Consider the following 23026-nt stretch of genomic DNA (forward strand, 5'->3'; position numbering starts at 1 on the left):
ATGACGGCGATCTTACTGTACCGTCTGGACGGTCTTGTCAATTCCGCCTAAGCTAATGAATGGGGAACGCTTGATGAAGGCCCGCAGAGCAAATTCGCGCGAGAAGATCCTCGCCGCCGCCGCCGCCGTGGCGCGCGAGACGGGTCCTGGCAGCCTGTCGCTGGATGCGGTCGCCAGCCGTGCCGGCGTGTCGAAGGGCGGTCTTCTCTACAATTTCCCGACCAAGGCGAAATTGATGCAGGCGCTGGTGGAGGATTACCTGCGCGCCTTCGAGCAGGCCCTGGAGTCCGCCCGCACGGCCGGCGTCAACGGCGAAAGCCCGCTTGCAACTTACATCAAGCTGTCGGCCGAGCATGCCGAGGAATCGAAACCGTCGGCATCCTGGATATTTTCGGCGATTGCCGAGGATCCCGATTTCCTGACGCCGATAAAATCGTTCAGGCGGCAGCTATTCGAGCGGCTGAAGCAGGAGACGCCGAACCTCAAGGCGCTGCTGGTCTGCTATCTCGCCATCGAAGGGCTTCGCAGCATGAACCTGTTCGATTCGGACATTCTCTCCGCCGAAGAGCGCCGGCTGCTGATATCGACCCTGCTGGACATCGCGGAATAGTCGAACCGCCAATCTGCGGTTCTGAACCCGATTAATGGCGGCGTTCGTTCACCTGTGTCAAAATACGGGCTAGCACGTCGAAACCACGCCATCCCGCTTTCCGAAAATCGGTTCCGATTTTCGGGCCGATGCGCTAGAGCCTTTCGGGATTGAACCGAGCTGCCTTCAACCCGGAAAGGCTCCCACCGCTGCCCATGCCCCATCTTCCCGAGCATCTTCTCACCGGCTACCGCAGTTTCATGAGCGGCCGCTATCTCACCGAAAGCGGCCGTTATCGCTCGCTGGCGCGGGAGGGCCAGGCACCGGAAACGATGATCGTCGCCTGCTGCGATTCGCGGGCCGCGCCCGAAGCGATCTTCGATGCCGGGCCGGGCGAGCTGTTCGTGCTGCGCAATGTCGGCAATCTGGTGCCACCCTATGCGCCAGACGATCAGTTCCACTCGACATCGGCGGCGCTCGAATTTGCGGTGCAGAGCCTCAAGGTCAAGAACATCGTGGTGATGGGCCACGGCCGCTGCGGCGGCATCCGCGCGGCACTCGACACCACGGCCGCACCCTTGTCGCCGGGCGATTTCATCGGCAAGTGGATGAGCCTGATCGCGCCCGCGGCCGAGACCGTATCGTCCAGCACCTTCATGACCGCGACCGAGCGCCAGACGGCGCTGGAGCGCATCTCGATCCGCTATTCCATCGCCAATCTGCGTACCTTCCCTTGCGTCTCGATCCTCGAAGGCAAGGGGCGGCTGTCGCTGCACGGTGCCTGGTTCGATATTTCGACCGGCGAGCTTTGGGTGATGAACAAGGACACCGGCGATTTCGAGCGGCCGGAGATGGAGTAGGAGACAAGGCATGACGCGACTTCGGGACGCGTTCGCGGCTGCGGCACTGCTGTGCTCGGCAGATTTCGCCCGTGCCGACGATAGCGCGATCATCGATCGCTGGTATTCGGCACTCCTCGTCGCCGACCGCGGCGAATTGTCGGACCTGCTTGCCGACAACGTCCGCATCAAGCTCGACGACCTCGGCGTCGTGCAAAGCAAGCAGGAATTCATCGCCTCGATCGCCGAGTGGCAAGGCGCCGTCGCCGGGGCCGAAATCCGCCATCGGATCGAGAAATCGGAGGGCGGCGTCACCACTGTCATCGCCTGCTATGATTTTCCCAGCAACGACATGCTGATGCAGGAGACCTTTGCGGTCGCCAACGACCAGATCACCGCCAGTTCGCAAGCCGCGATCGCCGAAAATTGCGACGGCTACTGACGGAACCATGAACGGGACCCGCTGTTGCGCGCAACGGGCCGGCGCCTTACATCGGTGACGATCCGCTTCTCCCGCCCACCCAGCGAAAGTTTGCCCATGCCGTCAACCGTCGACCTCGCCGCCCATCCGCTGACCGCATGGCAAGGGCCGTTCGGCCTGCCCGATTTCACGCGCATCGGCGACGGCGATTTTTCTCCGGTCTTCGACGCGGCCCTGAGGGCGCATGAGGCCGAGATCGAGGCGATTGCCGGCAACACCGGGACGCCGACGATCGAAAACACGCTTGCCTCGCTCGAGCTTGCCGGCGAGGCGCTCGACCATGTCTCCTCGATCTTCTGGTGCCGCGCCGGCGCCCACACCAATGAGGCGATCCAGGCGCTGGAGCGCGACATCTCGCCAAAGATGTCGCGGCATTACTCGGCGATTTCGATGAACGAGCGACTGTTTGCCCGCATCGACGATCTCTATCAGCGCCGCGAGGCTTTGAAGCTCGATGCCGAAACGCTGCGGGTGCTGGAAAAGACCTGGAAAAACTTCGTCCGCTCCGGCGCCAGGCTCGACGCCGAAGGCAAGAAGCGGCTGGCCTCGATCAACGAGGAATTGTCGTCGCTCGGCACCAATTTCGGCCAGAACGTGCTTGCCGACGAGCGCGACTGGGCGTTGTTCCTCGACGAGGCCGACCTGGCCGGCCTGCCGGAATTCCTGAAAAGCTCGATGGCGGAAGCCGCCGAGATGCGCGGCCAGAAGGGCCGCTACGCCGTCACTTTGTCGCGTTCGATCTACGAGCCGTTCTCGACCTTCTCAGAACGCCGCGACCTGCGCGAGACGGCGTCCCGCGCCTTCATCATGCGTGGTCAGAATGGCGGCGCTACCGACAACACGGAAGTGGTGCGCGACATGCTGCGCCTGCGCGCCGAGAAGGCGAAGCTGCTCGGCTATGCTTCCTACGCCGCATTGAAGCTCGACGACACCATGGCCAAGACGCCGGAGGCGGTGCACGCGCTGCTCGATCCGGTCTGGGAAAAGGCGGTGGAAAAGGCCGCAAGCGACCAGGCCGAATTGCAGCGGCTGGCGGTCGAGGCCGGCAGCAACGAGAAATTCGCTGCCTGGGACTGGCGCTTCTATCAGGAGAAGCTGCGTGCAGAGAAATTCGCCTTCGACGAGGCCGAGCTGAAGCCGTATCTGCAGCTAGACCGCATCATCGACGCCTGTTTCGACGTGGCAACACGATTGTTCGGCATCTCTTTCGAAGAAAAGAAGGGCATTGCCACCTGGCATCCGGACGCTCGCGTTTTCGTCGTGAAGAATGCCGACGGCAGCGAGCGCGGCCTGTTCCTCGCCGACTATTTCGCGCGGCCTTCGAAGCGCTCCGGCGCCTGGATGAGCGCGCTGAAATCCGGCTACAAGCTTGGCGATGGCTCCAAGCCGGTCATCTACAACATCATGAATTTCGCCAAGCCGCCGGCCGGCGAGGCAGCCTTGCTGTCGGTCGACGAGGCCAAGACCCTGTTCCACGAATTCGGTCACGCGCTGCACGGCATGCTGACCGACGTTACCTGGCCATCGGTCGCTGGCACCTCGGTCAGCCGCGATTTCGTCGAGCTGCCCTCGCAGCTCTACGAACACTGGCTGACGGTGCCGGCGGTACTGGAAAAGCATGCGCTGCATATTAAGACCGGCAAGCCGATGCCAAAGGCGCTGGTCGACAAGATGCTGGCGGCGCGCACCTTCGGCGCCGGCTTCGCCACCGTCGAGTTCACCGCCTCGGCCTTGGTCGACATGGCCTACCACGCCCGGCCGGATGCACCGGAACAGGCGCTTCGTTTCGAAGCCGAGACGCTCGAAAAGCTCGACATGCCTGACACCATTGCCATGCGTCACCGCACCCCGCATTTCGGCCATATCTTCGCCGGCGATGGCTATTCTGCCGGCTATTACTCCTACATGTGGTCGGAAGTGCTCGACGCCGACGCGTTCGCCGCCTTCGAGGAAACAGGCGATCCCTTCAATCCGGCGCTGGCCGAGCGGCTGCGCAAGAACATCTACGCCGCCGGCGGTTCAAAGGACCCGGAAGAACTCTACACCGCCTTCCGCGGCAAGATGCCTTCCCCGGAAGCGATGATGGCCAAGCGCGGGCTGGTGTGATGCATGCCCGCTCTTGTCACCGTTCTCTTTCCATCCTGATTGATCTCGGCTGTCATGGCGGCGGGTTGCGCACCGCCTGATCCGGTTTCCGCCGGTCCCGTTCGGCCTCGTTGGCTGCGGCCGCGTCGTTGAGGTGACCGCACTTAATGCGGTCTCCATCGTTCCGGCCGAAGGAGCCGCGTTCATGGCGGCGCTACGGGCTGTGCGGGGTTAGGCAACGACAGCTTGCCCGCTATGCTGATCGGCCGCTGCCGCATCCGGACCGCGCCTTGCGACGACCGCTACGGAAACTCTCAGTCGCGAAGTGGCAGCCCCGCCAATGGAAGGCCGGGCTGGTAAGTTTGATTGTCTCGGCGAAGGTTTTTGCCGAGGCGATTGGCCTAGGCAGGCACAAAGCCAAAATAGGCTTTGTAGGAAGCCCCCTCGCCGGAAATCAGGGGCGTTTCCACTTTGAACCCAATCCCGCTGAAGGTGGTATTGTTCGTACGTGCCGCGAGCAACACCATCTGCTTTGCGGAGATGGTCACTGTCGCGCTCCCGATCCTGTCATCGCCCCAATCGAAGAGATCGCTGATGGCGCCGCCGATCGATGGCATCAAGGATCCCAGGGCGGGGCCGGCTATCGCGGCAATGATAGGTCCTGCCACCGGAATGAGGCCCAAAGCCAGCGTGCCCGCCGTATGGACGCCCATGACGATCTTCTGCACCTCGTCCTTGTATTTGTTGGGGTCGCCAAAATCGTTTTCCATCAGCACCGTGCCGATATTGATGCCGTAGGGCTTGCCTCGATAGATTTCCATAAGGTCGGGTCTCGTATCTCCGGCATCGACGTCGCCATAGACCTGGCTGCGCCTGGTGTCGGCGATCTGCGGCGTTGTCACGCTGACGATGACATAGGGTTCGTCCGCACTCGATCCCTGATCCCAGTCGGTCTCGCCGAAGCAATGGAGGCCGGTATAGTGGACGACGACGTCTCGAAGGTCGATCGCGCCGGTGTCGGGCCACCAGTATATGCCGCCGTTTTCAAACAGATTGGCACGGCCACCATCGGCAAATTCGGTCTGGTCGGTCGTGGGATATCCCAGATATGACTGTTCCCAGCCCAGGCTCTCCCACTTCTTGCGGATGTCACCGTACACCACGTTGGCTCCTGTGTTCGGTGTCCAGTAGATCGAGCCGGCATTGGCAAAATGGTTGTAGCGCCCGACGCCGTCGGGAGTTCCGGTTTCGTCGGTGACCGGATAGCCGAGAACCGAGCGCTCCCAGCCCATTGCTGCCCATTTGCCGCGAATTGCCCCCCAAATCGCTTGAGCACCGGTGTTCGGTGTCCAGTAGATCGAAGCGGTATTGTTGTTGAAGTGATTGTATCGGCCGACGCCGTCGGGAGTTCCGGTTTCGTCGGTGCAGGGAATGCCCCACGCGAGACCGCCAAGCGCAATCCACTTCCTGTAGATTTCGCCATGGATCTCAAAGGCGTCGTGCATGGCATCGTTGTAACAAATGCATGAGCCGTTCTTGAGATACCAGGCTTTTCCAGTGTCCTTCCTGTCGATCTCGGCGAAGCCGGCGCCTCCAAGGGAGTTGTACTTTTGCTGTATGACAGCTTCGGGCGAGAGGAGCGACCAAGGCCCGATCCTGAGCTGGTCGGAAAGTCTTGTGGCTCCAGCGCGGATGGTGCCGGCACGCACTCTCGAAGTTGCTCTGGCAGTATACGGCATGACCTTTTCCTTCCTGTGAGTGTTGGTATCGGGGGCTTCAGGCCTCCGGCGATCGGTTTTGATCGACGAGCCGAGGTTCCCAGACCGCGACTTACGGACGGCTTACAGAGTTCCGAGCTGCGCCAGAGTAATTCCAGGAAAAGTGTGGAACGGTTTTCCGTCCGGAATTGCGCAAAAATAAAGAGATAGAGCGGTTCGGCGTTTCCGTGAAACGATGAACCGGTTTAGAGAAACGGGCGCACGAGCGAACGCAGCAAAGGCGAGGGCTCGTCATCGCCGGTCGAAGCGAGCGCGCGTTCATAGCGCCGGTAATCCTCGATGGCGCCGGCATGATCGTTCCTGGAGAGGCTCTCCTGGATGAGCGTGCCATGGAGTTTGGCCGATTCCGGGTAGAAATCGAGCGCACGCCGGCACGCCTGGCGTGCCCGATCCGCATTGCCTTGACTCTGCCAGTGTTTGGCGATCCGCACGGCAAGCTCCACAAACCCATCCCGCACCCGGTCGGCCGCGGCATTCGACCAGGCGGGCATCGGGGCATTCGAGAAAAGCGGGCCGACAAAGCCTTCCAGCAGCATCTCCTGCTCCTCGATTGCGCAGTCTCTTTGGCCCGACAGAACGGGTTTCAGCCGGTCTTCCCAATCCTGCAGATCGATCCAGACCTTGTCGGCAGCGAGCCGCAAACGGCCTTCTCTCAGCGTTACGAGTTCGCCTTGCCCGAGCAATTTGCGCAGACGATGCAGCGCCTGCTCCAAGGCCGCTTTGGCCTGGTCGCCGTCGAGGTCGGGCCAGAGCCAATCCTGCAGGGTTTCCACCGAACAGACCTGGTCCCTCGACAGGCAGATAATGCGCAATATGTCGAGCGCGCGGGTAGGTTTGGCACCGGGCGCGACCTCGGCACCATCGATTTCGAGGCGGAAGCCTCCCATCAAGTGGATCCTGAGCGGCCAAGGCCACTGGACGGGTCGGCCAGCGGGCGGGACCAGATATCGCGCCCGAACGACACGGCGGCAGAGATCGACGTCGATCTTTCGCTCCAGCGCATCGGCGACAAGATCGGCCAATAGGTCCGGCAGGTTGAGCAGGATTGCGGAGGGGTTGACCTGGCGCAACGCCTCCATGAATTCAGCCAGACGACTGCCATAGGACGCGCCGCCGTTCCACTTCTGCTCCAGGGCCCGAGCGGCCAGAATGTTGAGTTCGACGCGCTGGCGAGGGCCGCCGCTCAGCCTTTCGACGATCTCCTGGAGTAGCGCAATGGCCTCCGCTGGACGCCGATCGGCCAGCAGGACCTGGTATTTGGTGACGTAATGCGGCCAGCGTTCGATCATCGGCTCATTCGCCCGCTCGATCGCATCCATGAAGGCATCGCAGTCGAGATAAGCCTTGACGAAGTCGCCGTTGCGCGTGTGCATCGCCGCGTGGCAGTCGGCGACTACAGCGACCTGGGTTGTGAACCTGCTGTCCGCGATCTCGCCCAGCCGGGAGACGAGCGCATTGAATTCCGAGAACCTGTTGTGAAGCTTCATCAGCAATTGAAGCTGATAGAGCGCGCTGAACTCGACGCCCCGTAAGGCGTGCTGCTCGCCTATCGCCGTTGCGCGTCGCAACGCATCCTCGGCCGAGGCATAGACAAAACCGCGCCGCGAATAGGGGAAGTAACGGCCGCTGGCCGAGCCAAAGGACACCAGCCACATGCCGAGCACCAACGGCGGGATATCCGGATGTTCGAGATCGGCGGCAACGCTGTCCACGGCATTGGCAAAAATGTCGCGCTGCCCCGACGAGGTCGCGTAGTCGATGAGCGCTTCGCTTGCCAGCAGGCGCAACTCGACCGAATCCTCGATCGGCAGATGTGTCAGGCGCTGCTGGATATCATTCACGAGGCGCTTCGCGTCATGGGCGTCGAATTCGCCAGGTTCGGCGAAATCGACGGCCCGCAGGATGCCGAGCCTGACCATCATGAGTTCCTCCGGATCCAACTCCGGCAATCCCTTGGCAAGAACCTGTGAGGCTCGGCGCGTCCAATCCGCCAGCCCCTCATGCGTACGCCAGCTGGCGGTCTTGACTACGACCGCCCGCGCCACCGTCAGGCATTGGCCGCGCATGTCGGTGTTCTCGAATGCTTGCCATGCCTTGGAGAAGTGCGGTTCGGCCTTCGCATCGTCCGATGCGAAGGCGACGCCCAGCCAATAATGGACCCACCCGTCCATCTGGTCGGGGGGCAGCCTGTTGCACCATTCGACGAAGCTGGCCCTGCGCCCTTGCGTGAGAACGCCGTTAGCGCACTCCAGAATGAGCTGGCGTGCCAGCGGCCAGGCGCCCGCCTGCAACGCCAGCACGATTGCCGCGTCGGTTTTGTCTGCCTCGTGCAGGACCTTTGCTGCCTGCGCAGCCTGGAACGGTCCGCTTCCGTCACGCGCCGGTCCAGTAGGCCGGCAAGGTATTCGCGCAACAGTCATGCAGCTGGAAGGCGGCGCCGCCCGGACCGTCGCGCGTGATCAGCAGCTGGCGATGCTGCAGCCGCACCAGCAGGCGAGCAGCCTGCGGCGAGCCCAGGAACGCATCGGCAAGCTCCGTGCTGATCTCCGGCAGAACGTTGAGCCTGATAAGCAGATCCTGGTCCTCCGGCGCGATGTCGCGCAGGAAATAACGTCCGACAATCTCCCGAAGGCCGGCTCCCCCGGCAAGGCCGGTCTGCGAAAGCGGGTAGTACATTCCGGCGTTGGCCAGCAGGAGAAGGCCCACCGCCCAGCCGCGCGCCTCCGAAATGTCGCCGACCTCGGACGGCGATTGCGAGCGGGCGGTGACGAGGTTGCGAGCCTCCCCAGGCGAAAACTCCAGCAGCGTTTGGTTGAGCACCGGCAACTGTCCCGACAGCACGAGGTCGGCGACGTCGCCCTCGGGCAGCATCCGCGATGTGCAGATGCAGCGGACAGTGTTGGGGCGTTCGCGCAACAGGATCGCCAGCGTCCGGCGAAAGCCTGGCGCATCGGCACGATGCAGATCGTCGAGGACCAGGATCGTGCCCGGATCAAGCCGCGAGAAATAGGTGCGGAAGAACAGCCGCGCGAAATCGTCGGAATTGTCGGCATATTCCGGACCAAAGACCGGCATGCCGGCATGCCTGCCGTCGAGCGACAGCGTCAGATAGTGGAAAAGGCGCGCAACGTCCTGGTCCTCGGTGTCGACCCGATACCAGTTGTACGCCGATTCGCCTTGCTTCAGCCCGCCTTGTTCCAGCCCGCCGTGTTCCAGAAAGTCGATCACCGCGGTGGTCTTGCCGTATCCACCAGGCGCCGCCAGCCAGCATGCACCGCTGTCGAGGGCCTGCGAAAGCAGCGCCACTACGCGCGGACGGCTGACAATTCCCACTGGCCGGGGTGCCGAGAGCTTTGCTATCTCGCGCGGCGCGTCCCGGAAGTATTTATCCATTGTGAGGACTCTCGCAGCGCAGTCGCCTCGCCAAAACAGGTAATCGGTTCGCCCGCAACAACAAATCGCCGGCCGGCGTTGTGCTCGCCTGACGTGCCGTTCTCGCCGGCAAGGTCGCGGTTATCCCTTGTGCGACATGATATGCGAAACCCCGACACTCACGTCGGCGGTGTGTCTTGCCATCACTGCGTTCATTCGCATTGCAATCGCCGCATAGCCGTTTCGTTCGTGGTCGGTAACTTCCGAGGGCTTAAAGAGCCAAGGAAGGGGTGCAACCTGCGCGTCGGCGAAATTGGCCGGCAGGTTCGATGGCAAGGCCTTTTTCCCTAAAGGCAGCTCTAACCCAAGGTCGCTAAATTCCTCCTCGAGACTGGCGTGCAGATGAGAAAGCACCACATAGATCGCCAGCTTTGATCTAGTCCTTTCTGTGTTGTTTTGGTTGTACTCTTGAAGAACCTCATCGAACGATGGCGCTACATCGCTTTCCGCGGCGGTAGCTCGTGTTGCAACAGCACCGGCCAGGGCAGTCGCTGCCATTCCTGTAAGACCTACAAAATCACGCCTTGTCGTGCTGGTCATGGTGAATTCCCCTCGGTTTTGAAGACGGACCAAGTCTGGCAAGGACGAGGCGCAGTGGCAATAGGCCGCATACGCTACTGCTGTAGAGGGTCTTTACGTCGCCGATGTGAATCCACCCGGCAACGATAGTGCCAAGCCGCCAGCAGGCCTGCAATGCGTTCGCGAGCTTCGTCTGAGAGACGCCGTGAATCCAAGGAGGACTTCCTTGGAATTCATCCAGGCAAAGGGTCGGAAAAAATCCGCTGGTGGAGCTGAGGAGGATCGAACTCCTGACCTCGTCATTGCGAACGACGCGCTCTCCCAGCTGAGCTACAGCCCCGTCCAGCGGATGGGGCTTTTATCGGCCGCTGCGGTTTCCTGTCAAGGCTGCGCTTGCTGCCGAAATGCCGCTCGGCCGTTCGTGCGCCCTCGCCCATGCGGCAGAAGGCGGCTCTTGCCGCTTTCACCTACAGTGGCTACATGTCGGCAACAATCGGAGACCGGCATGATCGCCCTCATTCAGACCATTGTCATGGCGCTTGACCTTTACTGGTGGATCATCATCGCCTCGGCGATATTTTCCTGGCTCTACGCCTTCAACGTCGTCAACTCCCGCAACCAGTTCGTCGACACCATCAGCAACATGCTCTATCGGCTGACCGAGCCGGCGCTGCGGCCGATCCGCCGCTTCATGCCCGACCTCGGCGGCATCGACATCTCGCCGATCATCCTGCTGCTGATCCTGTTCTTCATCCGGCAGTTCCTGCTCACCACCGTGCTTTCGCTGGTCGTCTGAGCCCAGAGCGTCGATGAGTGCGCCGTTCCGCACGCGCGCCGACGGCATCGACCTGTTTGTCCGGCTGACGCCGAAATCAGCGATGGACAGGCTGGAAGGCATCGAAACATCGGCGGATGGACGAAGCCATCTGAAGGCTCGCGTCCGCGCCGTGCCGGAAAACGGAGCCGCCAATCGAGCGCTGGAAAGGCTGGTAGCCAAGGCGCTTGGGGTGCCGGCATCGGGCGTCTCGATCGCTGCCGGCGGCACAGCTCGGCTGAAGGCGCTGCGCGTGCTTGGCGATCCCGCGGCGCTGGCGAAACGCATCGATACGCTGGGCACACCTGCGCCATGATCTCGGCTGGCTCACTTACCCGCAAAAAAAGGCCGGGCTGCAAAGCCCGGCCAGATGTGAAGGTCGAAAACCTTCAGAGGGGAACGCGCCGGACGAATGGGAGGAAACATCCGACGCGCATTGCATATGGGTTGGCGTCGGCGACGTTTCAATGAGGTCGGAGGAAAGCTCAATGACCACTACTCGAGTCCTATTCTTCGATGTTCTGGGAACCGTCGTTGATTGGCGCAGCGGTATCGCAAGGGAGGCCGGCGCCTTCCTCGCGCGAGTTGGTGCAGAGCAGGTCGATCCCGGTGAATTCGCCGATGCGTGGGCGTCGCGCTATGACGCCTCGACCGAGGCGATGCGGACGGGGCAGCGGCCTTTCGTGTCACTTGACGTAATCAACAGGGAGAATCTGGACGCCACCCTCGTCCAGTTCGGGCTGGCCCCATCCGAGCTGCCGACCGCCGAACTTGAGGAACTCAACCTCGCCTGGCACCGGCTGGAGCCGTGGCCCGATTCGCTGAAAGGCCTTGCGAGGCTGAAGGAACGCTTCATCATCGTGCCCTTATCAGGGGCCAATACCCGGCTGTTGCTGGATATGGCCAAGCGCGCCGGCCTGCCTTGGGACACCGTCCTTGGCTCGGATGTGTTCGGCACCTACAAGCCTGCGCCGCAGGCTTATCTCCGCGCAGTGGAGATCCTGGGGGTGCGACCTGCGGAGGCCGTGTTAATCGCCGCGCACAATGACGACCTGGCCGCGGCACGAAAATGCGGTATCGGAACCGCCTTTGTTGCTCGGCCAAAAGAGCATGGCCCGACGCAGACGACCGATCTCTCGCCTCTTGAGAGCTGGGACTTTGTGGCCGACGACCTTGTCCATCTCGCCCAAGTTCTCCCGTAGGCCGAGGGCAGAAAACCTAAGCGATGTCGTCGCGGATGCAGGCGTTCAGATGGCCCTCGGCTGTCGCCCTCAGCGGCGGTACAGCCCCGGCGCAAGCTTCCAGCGCGAACGGGCAACGGGTTCGGAAAACGCAGCCCGACGGCGGGTTTGCCGGGCTTGGAATATCGCCTTTGAGCACCTGCCGGCTTTGCCTGGCCAGCGGATCGAGCGACGGAATGGCTGACAGCAGCGCGCGCGTGTAGGGATGCTGGGGACGGGCATAAAGCTCGGCCGCCGGCGCAACCTCCATGATGCGCCCGAGATAGAGCACGATGACCGTGTCGCAGATGTACTCGACGACAGCCAGATCGTGCGAAATGAACAGCATGGTCAGGCCGAGCCGGAGCTGCAGGTCGCGCAACAGATTGATGATTTGCGCCTGGATCGAGACGTCGAGTGCCGAGACCGGCTCGTCGGCAACGATGAATTCCGGCTCGAGCGTCAGCGCCCGGGCGATGCCGATGCGCTGGCGCTGGCCGCCCGAAAATTCATGGGCGTAGCGGTCATAGGCGTCGACCGGCAACTCGACCGCGGCAAGTGCCTTCTCGGCCTTCACCCGCCGCTCGGACTTCTTGCCGATGCCTTGAATGTCCAGGCCTTCGGTGAGGATCTGCCCGATCGTCATGCGCGGCGACAGGCTGGCGAAGGGATCCTGGAAAATATACTGCATCTTGCGGCGCTGGCGGCGCAACTGGGCGGCACCCAGCCTGGTGATGTCGGTGCCGTCATAGCTGATTTGGCCGGATGTCGGCTCGATCAGACGCAGCACCGAGCGGCCGATCGTCGTCTTGCCGGAGCCGGATTCGCCGACCAGACCGACCACCTGGCCACGCCCGATATCGAAAGAAATATCCTCCAACGCCCTTACGACGGGTCCGCGCGAGAACGCTGTCGGCGCAAAATGCTTGGTCAGGTTTTTGACAGCGAGGAAAGGGGCGTCGGCCATCAGAGCTCCTCCCAACGCAGGCAGCGGCTTTGCTGGGTCGGCGTCGCCCCAAACAATGGCGGGACCGCGGCGCGGCAGGCAGCGATAGCCATCGGGCAACGCGGCGCGAAGGAACAGCCCTTGGGCAGCAAGGCGAGCGACGGAACATTTCCGGCAATGGTCGGCAGCGGCGTTCCCGCCGCCTTCAGCGCCGTGGCCTGGCCGAGCCGCGGCACCGAGCGCATCAACCCTGCGGTATAGGGATGGCGCGGACGGGTGAACACCTCGCTCACCGGACCCGATTCGACGATACGCCCGGCATACATCACCGCCACCCGGTCGGCGATTTCGGCGACGACTCCGAGATTGTGGGTGACGAACAGGATGCCCATGCCGCGCTGCGCCTGCAGTTCGGCCAAAAGATCGAGGATCTGGGCCTGTATGGTGACGTCCAGCGCGGTCGTCGGCTCGTCGGCGATCAGCAAGCCTGGATCGCAGGACAGGGCCATGGCTATGGTAGCACGCTGGCGCATCCCGCCCGAAAGTTCGTGTGGATATTGCCGCGCCCGCCGCTTCGGATCGGGAATGCCGACCTGTTCCAGCAGCCGCACCGCGTCTGCTTCTGCCTCGCGGTGCGATTTGCCGAGATGGATGCGGATCGGTTCGGCGATCTGCTCGCCAATCGTGTAGACCGGGTTTAGGCTGGTCATCGGCTCCTGGAACACCATGCCGATCTCGTTGCCGCGTATCTTGCGCAGCGACTCGGCATCGAGGCTGGTCAGCTCGGTGACCGTGCCGTTCTTGCGCCGCAGCGCGATCGACCCCTCTGCGATATGTCCGACCCTTTTCGGCAACAGGCCGATGATCGACAGGCTGGTGACGGATTTGCCGGATCCGGATTCGCCGACGAGCGCCACCGTCTCGCCGGCACCGATCGTCAGGTCGACATCCCTTACCGCCGCGATGTCGCGGCCCGCGATGCGGAACACCGAGCGCAGGCCGGAAATCGAGAGGATCGGCGCGACGCTCAGCGGAGCAGCCCCACATCGCGAAGGATCGCGTCGACCTTCGCGGTTTCCTCCTCGTTCAGGCTGCGTTGCGGCCGCGCCATGGTGTTCGAGGCGATGATGCCGAGGCTCTTCATCGCCGCCTTGAAGGCGCCGACGCCGGCCGAGCCGGCGCTGGTCCTGCCGAGCGAGATCCAGACGATCTCGAACAGTTTCAACAACCGCTCCTGCTCCAGGCGGGCTTCGGCATGCTGGCCCGCCTGCGTCAGCTTCCACAGCCTGACATAACCATGCGGGTCGACATTGGCGAGGCCCGGCACGACGCCATGCGCACCCATCGCCAGCACACTGTCGACCAGGATCTCGGAACCGGTCATGCCGAAAAAACTGGGATCGTCGGCCATGTCCTTGAGCACGTAACGCAGATTGCCGTCATCGCCGCTGGAATCCTTGATGCCCGCGATGGCGCCTTCCCTGGCGAGGCCGACCGTGGTCTTGCGCTCCAGCTTGATGTGAACGCAGACCGGGATATCGTAGGCGATGACCGGAATGTCGATCGCATCCTTGATATAGCGGAAGTGGTCGCCGATCTCCGGCTGGCTGGTGCGGGTATAAAACGGCGCGGTGACGACGATGGCGTCGGCGCCGGCCGATCTGGCGATCCGGGCGTGGTTGATGACGCGGTCGGTAGTCGGGTCGATGACCCCAGCGAAGATCGGAACCCGGCCGTTATTGACCTTGACCGCGTGCTCGAGGATGGCCCTGCGGCCCGCCTCGTCGTGGAAGACCACCTCGCTGGTCGAGCCGAGCACAAACAGCCCGTGAACACCACCGTCGAGCAGGTTCTCGATAGTGCGGGTGAACGACGGGAAGTCGATGCTGAAATCGGCATTGAGCGGGGTGACGACAGGTGGCACGACGCCGGTAAACAGGGGCATTTTGATGAACCTTTGAGGTCAGTTGAGATCGGAGCGGGGGTCGAATGCATCGCGCAGGCCGTCGCCGATGAAGTTGATGGCGAGCACGGTGAGCACCAGTGCGGCGCCCGGGAACATCCATTGCCAGGGGTAATTTTCAAGCACGACGGTGGAGCGGGCGAGATTGAGCATGTTGCCCCAGCTGGCTTCGGGCGGTGCGATGCCGAGGCCGAGGAAGGACAGGCCGGCCTCGAGCAGGATGGCGTTGGCGATCTGTAAGGTGGCGTAGACGACCAGGATATCGATGCAATTGGGCAGGCCGTGCCGGAACAAGAGATGCGGCAGCCCTGCCCCCATGCCGCGGGCGGCGACGACAAAGTCGCGCTCGCGCAGTTCGAGCAGCCGGGCACGCACCATGCGCGACAGCACCGGCCAGGAGAGCAGCGAGATCACCAGGATGGTCGGGGCGATGCCGGTGCCGGCGATCGAAGCCAGCACCAGCAGGAAGATCACCGGCGGCAGCGTCATCGCCAGGTCGACCAGGCGCATCACCGTGCCGTCGACAAGACGCCCGCCAAAGCTGGCGACGGCACCGACCAGGAAGCCGATGACGGTGGAGATGGCGACCGAGCTGACGGCAACCAGCAATGAGATCCGCCCGCCTTGCAGCAACCGGGCCATGACGTCGCGCCCGACGCCGTCGCTGCCCAGCCAATGAATGGCCGACGGCGCCTTGTTCATTGCTCGGAGGTCGATGGTGTTAGGACCGAACGCCCACCACAAAGGATACGTCGAAACCGCCAGCAGGATCGGGATGACGACCAAAAGCCCGGCACGCGCCGCGCGGTTTTCAAAAAAGCGGTCGAGCGCGCGGCGAAGCGGGCCTTTGGTTTGCGGCACGGCTGTCGGGTCAACTGTAGGATCTGGCGCCGTGATTGCCATCATGCCACCTGAATGCGCGGGTCGACGACGGCATAGACGACGTCGGTCAACAGGTTGACCAGGATGACGCAAACGCCGATCACCAGGGTAGCGCCCATGATCACCGGGTAATCGCGGGTGCCGACGGCGTTGACCAGAAGCAGTCCCATGCCCGGCCAGTTGAACACGCTTTCCAGGAAGATGGCGCCGCCGATGGCGATGCCGACAGTCGAGCCGATCAAGGTAATGACCGGCAAGAGCGCATTGCGGGTCGCGTGCTTGATGATCACCCAGAACTCGCGCACGCCCTTGGCACGCGCCGTCCGCACGTAATCCTGGTTGAGCACTTCCAGCAGCGAGGCGCGCATGTAACGCATGATCACCGCGGCATGGCCGACGGACAGCAGGCAGGCGGGCAGGACGAGGTGCGCAAGCACATCCGTCGCCGAGAACGGCGCACCCGCGGTCTGCATGCCGCCGGACGGCGCCCAGCGCAGCAGCACCGAGAAGAAATAGAGACCGAGCAGCGCTGTCAGAAAAGCCGGGCTGGAGATACCGATAAACGACAGCACCGACAGCGCGATGTCGGATGGTTCGTTACGGCGCACCGCGCTGAAAATGCCGGCGGAAATGCCGAGCACGATGGCGATCGCCAGGCCCGTACCCATCAGCAGCGCCGTCGGGCCGATGCGTTCCATGACCAGTGGCAGCACGGCAACGCCGCTGCGCTGGATCGAATAGCCGAAGTCACCGCTCAGCGCCGCGCGCAGCCAGGCGAGATATTGCACGGGAAGCGGCCGATCGAGCCCGAGCCGTTCGCGCAGGCCCTCGAGGTCGGAAGCCGACATGGGGACCGATGGGTTGATATAGGCGTCGATCGGATCGCCCGGCGCCAGCCGCAACAGGATGAAGATGAGGACGCTGAGCGCGACCAGCATCAGCAATCCTGTGGCGCTGCGGCGGGCGATGAAGCTCAACATGGGCTTTCCGTGGCGGTGGCAGGCGGCGGCAAAGTGGTCCCGCCTGCTCGCTTGCTTGCGGGTTTCTTACTGGATGTCCCAGCGCTCGGGGTGAGCTGCGTAGGGGCCGCCGCCCGGCGCCGGCGTCCAGACGAAGTCATGCAGCTTGTTGGAGGCTACGCCATAGCGGTTGGCCACCCACAACGTCGCCCAGGGTAGCTCCTTGTTCATCACCTTGCAGACCCCCTGCCAGGATTGATCGAGCTTGGCCGGATCGGTTTGGCCTAGCGCGGCGTCCAATGCGGTGCTCAGATCGTCGAACTCGATGCGCATGGTGTTGAAGCCTGCCGGCGGGATCTGCGACTTGTTGAGGCCGGGATTGAGGCCGGCCGGGTTGGGGCCGTTCTGCAGGCCGGCATAGACCATCGGAAAGGCGTTCCAGTCCGGCGTGCCTTGCTTGTAGACGATGCCGTTGTAGGTCGGCGTATCGACGACCCGCGGCACCACATTGATGCCGACCTCGGCCAGCATCGACTGGACAGCGGCCATCACATTGGCCGCTTGCGGCGAGCCGTAATAGGTCAGCAAGGTGATCGGCTTGTCGCCGTTGATCTTGTCCCAGCCGGCCTCGCTCAGCAGCGCCTTGGCCTTTGCCGGATCGTAGGCATAGGGTTCGAGGCCTGCGGGAACGAGATGCGGCGCGACATAGCCGCAATTGGCTGGCTCGGCGGCACCGCCGTAGAGGCTGTCGATGATGGCGTTGCGATCGATCGCGTACATGATCGCCTGGCGGACACGGATATCCCTAAACAGGTCGACCTTCTGGTTCAGGCCGATATAGTTGACCACGTACGAGGCACCTTCGATCACCTTGAAATTGCTGTCGCTCTTGAACGATGCCGCATCGTCGGGCTCGACATAGGTGAACTGGATTTCGCCGGCACGGAGTGCGGCAACGGCCGCCGCCGGCGACTCGAAATAGCGGTTGATGAGCACGTCTACCTTCGGCTTGCCGCCGCGATAATCGTCATCGGCTGCCAGTTCGACATATTGGTCGGTCACGTAGCGCTTGAACTTGAACGGGCCGGTGCCGACCGGTGTGGTCGACCACCAGGTGCTTGTCGCCAGCGATTCCGGCGGCAGAGCGGCCAGGGCATGCTCCGGCAGGATCATCAGCTGCGAGAGGATGGATAGAAACGAGCCGTTCGGTTTCGATAGCTTCACCACTGCGGTGTGGTCATCCGGCGCATCGATCGAGGCGATGTCGGCGAGGCGGGCGGCAAACAGGCTGCCGGAGGCCTTGTTCCTGGCAAGCTCGAGGGTGAACTTGACGTCCTTCGAGGTGAACGGCTTGCCGTCGTGCCAGGTCTCGTTGACCAGGTTGAACGTATAGCTCAGCTGGTCGTCGCTGATCTTGTAGTCCTTGGCGAGGTCGCCTTCGATCTCGGTCAGCCCGGCATTGTAGATGACCAGCGGTTCAAAATAGGTGCTGAGCCAGGTGTAGCCGCCGGTCGCGACCAGCGGGTTGAAGTTCTTGGGAAAACCGCCGGGGCCGACGTCGAAGCCGCCCGCAATGGTCTTGGCGCTTTGTGCCTGGACACTGGTCAATGGGGCAATGCTGGCGAGCAGCAGCCCGGCGACTGAGAATGCGATGGTCCTGATGCGCATGGTTTCCTCCCTTGGCATAGTCAGGTTGTTCTTCAGCTTGCTCGGTTTTTGGCGATAACCCGCTGGATCCCCCGGTAATGGTCATCGAGCCGCCGACGCGCCTGGTCGACATCCTTGGCGGCGACAGCCTCGACGATCTCGTGATGGTCGCGCCATGTCGCCAGCGGCGTCGGATTGTCGAGATTGGTGAAATTCGAGGCCTTGTTGAACGCCATCCAGAAGATGTCGATCAGCGCGCTCAGCATGCGATTGTTCTGGCAGCGGAACAGCAGCTGATGGAATTGCTGGTCCTCTTCGGCGAAGCTCTCATGGCGCTCGGCACGTTGCCGCATGCGCTCGGTCAACTGGCGCAGCGCTTCGATATCTTCGGCGCTGATCATCTCGATCGTCTTGGCGATGAGGCCGGTTTCCAGCACGCGACGGATTTCGCGCAGCTCTTCGACGTCGCGCAGCGAATCCTGCAAACCGTAGGCCAGGTTGTCCAGCAGCGGCTTGAACGAGAACTCCTTGACGAACACGCCGATGCCGCGTCGCGTCTCCAGGATGCCGATCGATTCCAGCGCCTTGATGGCTTCGCGCACGGAGTTGCGGCCGACGCCGAGCCGCTGCGCCAGGAACGTCTCCGGCGGCAAAGGATCGCCGGCCTTGAGCTGGTTGCTTTCGATATAGGCCCTGAGGCTTTCCTGCACGGTGACGTGCAGCAGCGGTGGTCTGCTCAACGGTTCGATCGACTTCAGTTCCGCCATCCCACTGCTTTCATCATCCGCTGAAGCTTGCCCGCCGCTTGTCGTATAGCCACTTGTAGGATATCCTGCAAGCCCATAGCAAACGTGCTGCCTCCGAATGAAGATTATCCTCGCCGGCTCGAGCCACTGGCACGCCGAAATGCACCTCGACGCCGCACGCTTTCACGGTGCGGAGATCGCCGGTATCTGGGACGAGAACCCTGGCCAAGCGCATGCGTTCGCCGCGCACCACGACCTGCCGTTTATCGAAGATTTCAAGGAGATACTCTCCAGCCCGCCGGATGTGATCCTGTTGATGGGGCACCCTTCGATGGTGCCGGCGCGGGCACGTGCGATCATCGCGGCAAGGATACCGCTGATCCTGGAGAAGCCGGCGGCCAGCCATACGAGGGAACTGATGGCGCTGCGCGACCTTGCCAGGCAGTACCAGGCTTTTGTCGCTGTTCCCCTGCCCAACCGTTTCGGGCCGGCCGTTGCCGGCCTTGAACGGCTGCGCCGGCAAGGTCGCGCCGGCCCCGTGGCGCATTGCCAGTTCCGGCTGGTCAACGGCCCACCGCAACGCTACATCGCCGACGGTGTCGCCTGGGTGCTCGACCCGGCGGTTGGTGGCGGGGGTGCGTTGAGGAATCTCGGCATACACGGCGTCGACGCGGCACTCAGCCTCGCAACCGGCAAACTCGGCCTGAAAAGCGTTTCGATCGCGAACCGCATCCATCCCGGCCCGGTCGAGGATCACGCACTTCTGGTGCTGGAAGACGAGGCCGGCGCGCTGTTCATCGTCGAGGCCGGTTACTCCTTTGCTTCGATGCGCCCCGGCGGTGACTTCGAGTGGCGCATCGTCAGTGCCAATGCCACCCTCATCGATCATGGCGACCATGTTATCTGCGCAACGCTCGACGACGCGGCAATCGTCGACTTGCCGGTCGAACTGCCGGCAACGCGCTACCGTCTGTTCATACGCGATACGCTTGACCGGCTGGCCAGAAAGGCGCCTCCGCCGGTGTCCATCGAAGATTATGTTGCGGCGATGTCGCTGATCGACGCCGCTTATCAAAAGGCAGGACCATGATTGGAATAGGAATTATCGGCGCCGGCGATTTCGGCGCAGCCCATGCGCGGGCAATCCGTGAGGTTGGCGGCATTCGCCTCGTCGCCGCCTCTCGAGGAAATGCCGACGCACTGCAGCAATTCACCGCTGAACATGGCGGCCGCGGCTACGCGGACTGGCGAAGGCTGCTGGACGACAAGGAGGTCGATGCGGTCCTCATTGCCAGCCCGCACCATCTCCATGCCGAAATGGCCATCGGCGCGGCAAAGGCCGGCAAGCATATCCTGCTCGAAAAACCTATGGCGCCGACGGTGGCTGCCTGCGATGCGATCAACGCCGCCGTGGCCAAGGATGGCGTCAAGCTGATGGTCGCCCACCTGATGCATTTCGCCCTGCCCTGCATGGCGGCCAGGCAAATTCTGGAGGAAGGCGAGCTCGGCCGGCCGCTCGCCGGATCGAGCTGGATCATCAAGCTGTGGATGGAGCACAATCGCCGCGACTGGCATCTGCGCAAGGCGACCGGCGGCGGCATGCTGTTGACGGCCGGCATCCACGCGGTCGATCGCCTGGTCTGGCTGATGGATGACGATGTCGTGTCGGTGAGCGGCATGCTCGGCGCCAAGTTCCATGACCAGGAAGCAGACGACAGCGCTCTGCTCGGATTGCGCTTCGCCGGCGGCGGCATCGGCCAGGTGCAGAGCGTCGGCTATCGCACCGGCGCCACCACCTATGCCATGGATCTGGTCTGCGAGCGGGGAACGCTGCGCATCGACATGGACCGCGGCACCATGCTTGGCCGCGAGACGGTCTGGACCGAGCTGCCCGGTTCCTTTGAGCCGAACTGGATGCATAACGCGCTGGTGCGCGAATGGAGCGCAATGCGCGATGCCATTGCCGATGACACGCCGGTGCCGGTCGACGGCATCTATGCGCGCAAGATCGTCGCCATTATCGAGGCTGCCTTCGCGTCGAACGAAACCCGCCGCGAACACGAGATCGCCGGTGGACGCTGACCTCGACGACCATCTGGCCCGCTTGCCCGCACACGCACCGCGCGGCATCTGGGGCGCGGTGATGCTGGCCATCGACGATCGCGGAGCGATCGACTGGCAGGCGACGGAAGAGACGATCGCCCGGCTCTGCGCCTCAGGCATCGACGGCGTCTATTCCAATGGCACGGCCTGCGAATTCCATTGCCAGACCGAGCCCGAATTCGACCGGCTTTGTGAGTTGGTCGCAACCATAGCCGGCCGCGCGCGCCTTCCTTTCCAGATCGGCATCAGCCAGTCCAATCCGCGCGTCGCGCTCGAGCGACTGACGCGGGTCGCCGGACTTCGCCCGGCGGCGGTGCAGTTCACGCTGCCCGACTGGTGGCCGCCCAGCGACGACGAGGTCATGCGCTTTGCCGGCGGCCTGTGCGAGGCCGCGCCTGAAACACCGCTGGTGCTCTACAATCCGCCGCACGCCAAGCGCCACCTGACGCTCGACGGCATCGCCAGTCTGCGTGCGGCCGTGCCATCGCTGGTCGGCGCCAAGCTGCCGGGCGGCGACGCCGGCTGGTATGCCGACATGCGCCGCAAACTGGACGGATTTTCCGTCTTCGTCCCCGGCCACACGCTGGCAACAGGCTATGCTGGAGGTGCCCATGGCAGCTATTCCAACGTTGCCTGCCTCAACCCGAAGGGCGCGGTGCAGTGGTGGCAGATGATCCGCACCGACATGGTCGCAGCTGCCGAGGTCGAGGCCCGCATATGGGCGTTCCTCGCCGCACATGTTCTACCGTTTCGCACCCGTTACGATGTCAGCGATGCAGCACTCGACAAGGCGATGGCGGCGGCCGGCGGCTGGGCGCCGCTCGGTCCGCGATTGCTCTGGCCCTACAACTCGGTTCCCGACGAGGAGATCCCGACGCTGGCCAAGGCCGCTTACGCGGCTTTCCCGGAATGGTGGTAGACCCGTCACCAAGGCGCGGGACGACGGTGGCTCTTCAGCAGCCGGCGCGTGCTCCCTGTGTCGCGCGTGACGCAAACGCCCCCGGCTGAGGGACATCGGCCTCGCGCCGTGCCAGTGAATTGCGCAAGAGCGCGATCGCCTCGCGGCCGGCGGTCGCAATCTCGCGTGGCCTGTCGACGCCGACGATCATGAACTCCTTGATCCCCAAAGCGGCGTAGGAAAGCAGCGACAGCGCGACCTGCGCCGGCGGCCCGGCAAGTTCGAGCGCCTTCTGGCAGGAAGCGGCCGATTTGTCTTCCGAACGGATTCGGACGGGAAGCGCGAAACGCAGCTTGCCGGCCCGGCCGTGTTCGGCAGCAGCGCCGCGTACGCGCTCCATTGACTGGTGAATTTCTGCAAGCGAGCCAGGCGCCAGCTCGAACACGTCCGCATGCCTGCCCGCGACCCTGAGCGCAGTGCCCGACTGCCCGCCCATGCGGATGGTCACATCGGCACCATGCGGCCCCTTGCGCGGCACATAGCCGCCTTTGATGCTGTAAAAGGTGCCTTCATGGTCGAACGGCCTGTCGTTCGACCACAACCGCTTCAGCAGCACCAGATATTCATCAATGCGTTGCCAGACCACTGTGTGGCCGGCCGGACGTGCCTCGGCATCGTCGTCGCTCAGCGGCTCGCTGAGCATCCTGAGCGACAGCCGGCCACCGCTTCTCGCGTCGAGGGCAGCGAGCTGCCGCGCCGCCACGGTTGGTTCGATCACGCCTGCCCAATGCGTGAGCACGACCTCCAGGGACGAGGTCCGGTCCAGCGTCTGGGCGGCAAGGTCCATATTGGTCAGCAGCCCGGCCTGGTCGTCGATGACGATCCTCTGGAATCCAGCATCCTCGATCAGTGACAGCTTCGTCGCGGTCTCGACAAAGTCATAGAAAAAGCTGGCGTCGGCAGCGTGGATCTTACCGGGAACATGCGTGAACTCGATCGGCATTGCCATCTCCTCCATCACGTTGGAATCAGGGCGCGCAAATGCACACCGGCATTCGGTTCATCAACTCCGGAATTTCTGCAAACGGCAGGCCGCTATCCCGAGGAAGCCTCGATGATCAGAGC

22 protein-coding genes and 1 tRNA gene are annotated in these 23026 nt (G+C 63.1%); 10 read left to right on the plus strand and 13 right to left on the minus strand.

Annotated features, from left to right (window positions below):
* The first annotated feature begins 73 nt into the window (after nt 1–73).
* From NKI39_RS23245 to NKI39_RS23260, 4 genes are all read left to right on the plus strand, one after another.
* A complete protein-coding gene (locus NKI39_RS23245; RefSeq protein ID WP_352683701.1) occupies nt 74–610 on the plus strand; it encodes a TetR/AcrR family transcriptional regulator in 537 nt (178 codons plus the stop codon).
* Nucleotides 611–804: 194 nt separating this feature from the next.
* Entirely contained in the window at nt 805–1449 is a 645-nt protein-coding gene (locus NKI39_RS23250; protein WP_352681849.1) for a carbonic anhydrase, read from the plus strand.
* A 10-nt stretch (nt 1450–1459) separates the two neighbouring features.
* Nucleotides 1460–1870, plus strand: coding sequence for a nuclear transport factor 2 family protein (locus NKI39_RS23255; protein ID WP_352834649.1), 411 nt, complete (start codon nt 1460–1462; stop codon nt 1868–1870).
* A gap of 90 nt (nt 1871–1960) precedes the next feature.
* Nucleotides 1961–4015: a M3 family metallopeptidase gene (locus tag NKI39_RS23260; protein WP_352834708.1), complete on the plus strand. Its 2055-nt coding sequence runs from the start codon at nt 1961–1963 to the stop codon at nt 4013–4015.
* Between the two features lie 380 nt (nt 4016–4395).
* On the opposite strand, the gene NKI39_RS23265 is transcribed toward NKI39_RS23260, so the two are convergent.
* From NKI39_RS23265 to NKI39_RS23285, 5 genes are all read right to left on the minus strand, one after another.
* Nucleotides 4396–5733, minus strand: coding sequence for an LGFP repeat-containing protein (locus NKI39_RS23265; RefSeq protein ID WP_352834651.1), 1338 nt, complete (start codon nt 5731–5733; stop codon nt 4396–4398).
* Nucleotides 5734–5957: 224 nt separating this feature from the next.
* Entirely contained in the window at nt 5958–8192 is a 2235-nt protein-coding gene (locus tag NKI39_RS23270) for an AfsR/SARP family transcriptional regulator (RefSeq protein ID WP_352834654.1), read from the minus strand.
* On the minus strand, nt 8146–9165 hold the full coding sequence (locus NKI39_RS23275) for a winged helix-turn-helix domain-containing protein (RefSeq protein WP_352834657.1): 1020 nt from the start codon (nt 9163–9165) through the stop codon (nt 8146–8148). Before NKI39_RS23275 ends, NKI39_RS23270 begins: the two co-directional genes overlap by 47 nt.
* Nucleotides 9166–9285: 120 nt before the next feature.
* Nucleotides 9286–9744, minus strand: a complete 459-nt coding sequence (locus tag NKI39_RS23280; RefSeq protein ID WP_352683710.1) for a hypothetical protein — start codon at nt 9742–9744, stop codon at nt 9286–9288.
* Between the two features lie 243 nt (nt 9745–9987).
* Nucleotides 9988–10063 (minus strand) — tRNA-Ala (locus NKI39_RS23285).
* 165 nt (nt 10064–10228) lie between these two features.
* Here NKI39_RS23285 and NKI39_RS23290 point away from each other — a divergent pair.
* Genes NKI39_RS23290 through NKI39_RS23300 form a run of 3 tightly spaced genes read left to right on the plus strand, consistent with a single transcriptional unit; the run spans nt 10229 to nt 11739 of the window.
* Nucleotides 10229–10519 carry a YggT family protein gene (locus NKI39_RS23290; RefSeq protein ID WP_023678162.1) on the plus strand — a complete coding sequence of 97 codons (291 nt, stop codon included), beginning with the start codon at nt 10229–10231 and terminating at the stop codon, nt 10517–10519.
* A 13-nt stretch (nt 10520–10532) separates the two neighbouring features.
* A complete protein-coding gene (locus tag NKI39_RS23295; protein WP_352834659.1) occupies nt 10533–10853 on the plus strand; it encodes a DUF167 family protein in 321 nt (106 codons plus the stop codon).
* Nucleotides 10795–11739, plus strand: a complete 945-nt coding sequence (locus NKI39_RS23300) for a haloacid dehalogenase type II (protein ID WP_352834661.1) — start codon at nt 10795–10797, stop codon at nt 11737–11739. The genes NKI39_RS23295 and NKI39_RS23300 overlap by 59 nt, the downstream gene beginning before the upstream one ends.
* Nucleotides 11740–11755: 16 nt before the next feature.
* On the opposite strand, the gene NKI39_RS23305 is transcribed toward NKI39_RS23300, so the two are convergent.
* The 7 genes from NKI39_RS23305 to NKI39_RS23335 all read right to left on the minus strand — a co-directional run bounded on the left by NKI39_RS23305 (nt 11756) and on the right by NKI39_RS23335 (nt 18921).
* Entirely contained in the window at nt 11756–12724 is a 969-nt protein-coding gene (locus NKI39_RS23305; RefSeq protein ID WP_352834664.1) for an ABC transporter ATP-binding protein, read from the minus strand.
* Complete coding sequence (locus NKI39_RS23310; RefSeq protein ID WP_352681929.1) at nt 12724–13734, minus strand: ABC transporter ATP-binding protein; 1011 nt, start codon at nt 13732–13734, stop codon at nt 12724–12726. Before NKI39_RS23310 ends, NKI39_RS23305 begins: the two co-directional genes overlap by 1 nt.
* Complete coding sequence (locus tag NKI39_RS23315; protein ID WP_352681864.1) at nt 13731–14648, minus strand: dihydrodipicolinate synthase family protein; 918 nt, start codon at nt 14646–14648, stop codon at nt 13731–13733. Before NKI39_RS23315 ends, NKI39_RS23310 begins: the two co-directional genes overlap by 4 nt.
* A gap of 18 nt (nt 14649–14666) precedes the next feature.
* Nucleotides 14667–15569 (minus strand): ABC transporter permease, encoded by a 903-nt coding sequence (locus tag NKI39_RS23320; protein WP_352681866.1) that lies wholly within the window; start codon nt 15567–15569, stop codon nt 14667–14669.
* Nucleotides 15569–16528 carry an ABC transporter permease gene (locus tag NKI39_RS23325; protein ID WP_352681868.1) on the minus strand — a complete coding sequence of 320 codons (960 nt, stop codon included), beginning with the start codon at nt 16526–16528 and terminating at the stop codon, nt 15569–15571. The genes NKI39_RS23320 and NKI39_RS23325 overlap by 1 nt, the downstream gene beginning before the upstream one ends.
* 66 nt (nt 16529–16594) lie before the next feature.
* On the minus strand, nt 16595–18175 hold the full coding sequence (locus tag NKI39_RS23330; RefSeq protein WP_352834668.1) for an ABC transporter substrate-binding protein: 1581 nt from the start codon (nt 18173–18175) through the stop codon (nt 16595–16597).
* A 32-nt stretch (nt 18176–18207) separates the two neighbouring features.
* The gene (locus tag NKI39_RS23335) at nt 18208–18921 is read right to left on the minus strand and encodes a FadR/GntR family transcriptional regulator (RefSeq protein ID WP_352834670.1); all 714 of its coding nucleotides are present in this window, start codon (nt 18919–18921) and stop codon (nt 18208–18210) included.
* A gap of 97 nt (nt 18922–19018) precedes the next feature.
* Between NKI39_RS23335 and NKI39_RS23340 the strand changes: the two genes are divergently transcribed.
* Genes NKI39_RS23340 through NKI39_RS23350 form a run of 3 tightly spaced genes read left to right on the plus strand, consistent with a single transcriptional unit; the run spans nt 19019 to nt 21922 of the window.
* The gene (locus tag NKI39_RS23340; RefSeq protein WP_352834673.1) at nt 19019–19990 is read left to right on the plus strand and encodes a Gfo/Idh/MocA family protein; all 972 of its coding nucleotides are present in this window, start codon (nt 19019–19021) and stop codon (nt 19988–19990) included.
* Entirely contained in the window at nt 19987–20982 is a 996-nt protein-coding gene (locus NKI39_RS23345; RefSeq protein ID WP_352834676.1) for a Gfo/Idh/MocA family protein, read from the plus strand. Before NKI39_RS23340 ends, NKI39_RS23345 begins: the two co-directional genes overlap by 4 nt.
* Complete coding sequence (locus NKI39_RS23350) at nt 20972–21922, plus strand: dihydrodipicolinate synthase family protein (RefSeq protein WP_352834678.1); 951 nt, start codon at nt 20972–20974, stop codon at nt 21920–21922. Before NKI39_RS23345 ends, NKI39_RS23350 begins: the two co-directional genes overlap by 11 nt.
* Nucleotides 21923–21956: 34 nt before the next feature.
* On the opposite strand, the gene NKI39_RS23355 is transcribed toward NKI39_RS23350, so the two are convergent.
* Nucleotides 21957–22904: an LLM class flavin-dependent oxidoreductase gene (locus tag NKI39_RS23355; protein WP_352834679.1), complete on the minus strand. Its 948-nt coding sequence runs from the start codon at nt 22902–22904 to the stop codon at nt 21957–21959.
* Between the last annotated feature and the right edge of the window lie 122 nt (nt 22905–23026).

This window comes from Mesorhizobium sp. M0664, from assembly GCF_040320565.1.
Lineage (GTDB): Bacteria > Pseudomonadota > Alphaproteobacteria > Rhizobiales > Rhizobiaceae > Mesorhizobium.

Excerpts from the sequence above, each read along its gene's own strand:
- NKI39_RS23245 (WP_352683701.1), top strand. The coding sequence starts at position 74 with ATGAAGGCCCGCAGAGCAAATTCGCGCGAGAAGATCCTCGCCGCCGCC.
- NKI39_RS23250 (WP_352681849.1), top strand. The coding sequence starts at position 805 with ATGCCCCATCTTCCCGAGCATCTTCTCACCGGCTACCGCAGTTTCATG.
- NKI39_RS23255 (WP_352834649.1), top strand. The coding sequence starts at position 1,460 with ATGACGCGACTTCGGGACGCGTTCGCGGCTGCGGCACTGCTGTGCTCG.
- NKI39_RS23265 (WP_352834651.1), bottom strand. The coding sequence starts at position 5,733 with ATGCCGTATACTGCCAGAGCAACTTCGAGAGTGCGTGCCGGCACCATC.
- NKI39_RS23270 (WP_352834654.1), bottom strand. The coding sequence starts at position 8,192 with ATGACTGTTGCGCGAATACCTTGCCGGCCTACTGGACCGGCGCGTGAC.
- NKI39_RS23275 (WP_352834657.1), bottom strand. The coding sequence starts at position 9,165 with ATGGATAAATACTTCCGGGACGCGCCGCGCGAGATAGCAAAGCTCTCG.
- NKI39_RS23280 (WP_352683710.1), bottom strand. The coding sequence starts at position 9,744 with ATGACCAGCACGACAAGGCGTGATTTTGTAGGTCTTACAGGAATGGCA.
- NKI39_RS23290 (WP_023678162.1), top strand. The coding sequence starts at position 10,229 with ATGATCGCCCTCATTCAGACCATTGTCATGGCGCTTGACCTTTACTGG.
- NKI39_RS23295 (WP_352834659.1), top strand. The coding sequence starts at position 10,533 with ATGAGTGCGCCGTTCCGCACGCGCGCCGACGGCATCGACCTGTTTGTC.
- NKI39_RS23305 (WP_352834664.1), bottom strand. The coding sequence starts at position 12,724 with ATGGCCGACGCCCCTTTCCTCGCTGTCAAAAACCTGACCAAGCATTTT.
- NKI39_RS23315 (WP_352681864.1), bottom strand. The coding sequence starts at position 14,648 with ATGCCCCTGTTTACCGGCGTCGTGCCACCTGTCGTCACCCCGCTCAAT.
- NKI39_RS23320 (WP_352681866.1), bottom strand. The coding sequence starts at position 15,569 with ATGGCAATCACGGCGCCAGATCCTACAGTTGACCCGACAGCCGTGCCG.
- NKI39_RS23325 (WP_352681868.1), bottom strand. The coding sequence starts at position 16,528 with ATGTTGAGCTTCATCGCCCGCCGCAGCGCCACAGGATTGCTGATGCTG.
- NKI39_RS23330 (WP_352834668.1), bottom strand. The coding sequence starts at position 18,175 with ATGCGCATCAGGACCATCGCATTCTCAGTCGCCGGGCTGCTGCTCGCC.
- NKI39_RS23335 (WP_352834670.1), bottom strand. The coding sequence starts at position 18,921 with ATGGCGGAACTGAAGTCGATCGAACCGTTGAGCAGACCACCGCTGCTG.
- NKI39_RS23340 (WP_352834673.1), top strand. The coding sequence starts at position 19,019 with ATGAAGATTATCCTCGCCGGCTCGAGCCACTGGCACGCCGAAATGCAC.
- NKI39_RS23345 (WP_352834676.1), top strand. The coding sequence starts at position 19,987 with ATGATTGGAATAGGAATTATCGGCGCCGGCGATTTCGGCGCAGCCCAT.
- NKI39_RS23355 (WP_352834679.1), bottom strand. The coding sequence starts at position 22,904 with ATGCCGATCGAGTTCACGCATGTTCCCGGTAAGATCCACGCTGCCGAC.